1 protein-coding gene is annotated in these 1,361 nt (G+C 58.9%); it reads left to right on the top strand.

What is annotated here, in order from left to right:
- Nucleotides 1-54: 54 nt before the first annotated feature.
- Nucleotides 55-1,167, top strand: coding sequence for a transposase (locus NO345_RS19550; protein WP_256302101.1), 1,113 nt, complete (start codon nt 55-57; stop codon nt 1,165-1,167).
- The last annotated feature ends 194 nt before the right edge of the window (nt 1,168-1,361 follow it).

Here is a 1,361-nt window from a genome sequence, read left to right as displayed (position 1 = left end):
GCCCTTCACAGTAGTTGCCGAACCTAACTGAGGCTGTAGCTCGTAGTCTCAGGAATGGTCGAGACAGCCGAAGCAACACAGGTCTGTCGAGCGGCCTCCACCCTGGTATATCCCGCACTCGAATTCGACAGGAAGCCGTGTGGCACCTACACGAGAGAGGACTTTCTCGAAGTTCTCTCTCGGATCGCATTCGATCAGGAGTTCGCCAATACAGGCGGCAAGACCGTTCAGTTGGACCGGTCCGACCCCGTCGACATTACGTCGACGGCTCGGAATCCGCTTGCGAAGTCGCTGCTCTATCATCTTCGACAGCTCGACGTGGACGCCATCGATGTCCAGTTCGATGGCGTCCGCGACCGCCTCTTTCAGACGCTTCGGTCACTCCGGTTGCTTCCTCCTCGGGTTGACGTCGCGATCGATCTTCACCAGTGGCGGTTCTACGGCTCAGCCGACACCGAGCACGTCCTCATCACCTATCCTGATCTCGGAACGAACCGAGCGTACTGCTTTGCGACGCTGTGTATCGTCGCTCCCGGCGTTCGATTCACGCTCGCTGTGCTCCCGATGGAGGCGAACGACTTCCGTGCGAAGCAGGAAGCCGTTCGCTCACTCATCCTCGAAGCGCGGCGGTACGTCTCGATCAGACACGTCTACCTCGATCGGGGCTTCTACCAGGTTCACGTCGTTAAAGAGCTAGACCGACTAAACATCGACTTCATCGTGCGAGCGCGACCGAGTCCGGGGATGAAAGGCCGTCTCAGCGCCGGCGCTGAGACGGTCGTCGATGCCTACCAGATGCAGCGAAAGCGCCCACCAACAGCGTCGGTCGACGTCACCGTTTTCGCCGTCCCTCATCGAACGAACGAGGATGAGCACGTCTGGTTCGTCACGAACATCGACGTAGAAAGTGAGACCGCGAGAGCGTACGCGGCGGCGTTCCGCCGCCGCTGGGGAATCGAAACGTCGTATCGGCAGATCGGCGACTTCCTGGCGCGGACGTCGTCGCCGACGTTCTCGGTGCGGTTGTTCTACTTTCTGTTCGCGGTCTCGCTGTACAATCTGTGGGTGTTAGCGAACGTCCTCGTCTCTGGTGGGTCGATTCCGAGAAAACCACAGATTTCGACCCGAATCTTCCGAACGCTGGTGATCGCGCAAGGCTACGGCTAGCGTTCAGCAAGCGGAGACCGGGATGACCGGTCAGAACGCCAGTAGAGAGTGGCATCGCTCAGGAACGCTACGTTCGGCGGCGTTCCCTCGCTCGGTCTCCACAGAGTTCGTCGAGAGATATTCCGAAACTCATTGCGAGACCGAATCAGTGGAGAGGTTCAACTCCGAGAACGATTTGATTCGGCGTCTACTGT

This window comes from Haloarchaeobius salinus (assembly GCF_024464185.1).
Classification (GTDB): Archaea; Halobacteriota; Halobacteria; order Halobacteriales; family Natrialbaceae; genus Haloarchaeobius; species Haloarchaeobius salinus.
Note: the sequence above shows the minus strand (reverse complement) of the source record. Positions and strands in the feature narration are given on the sequence as shown.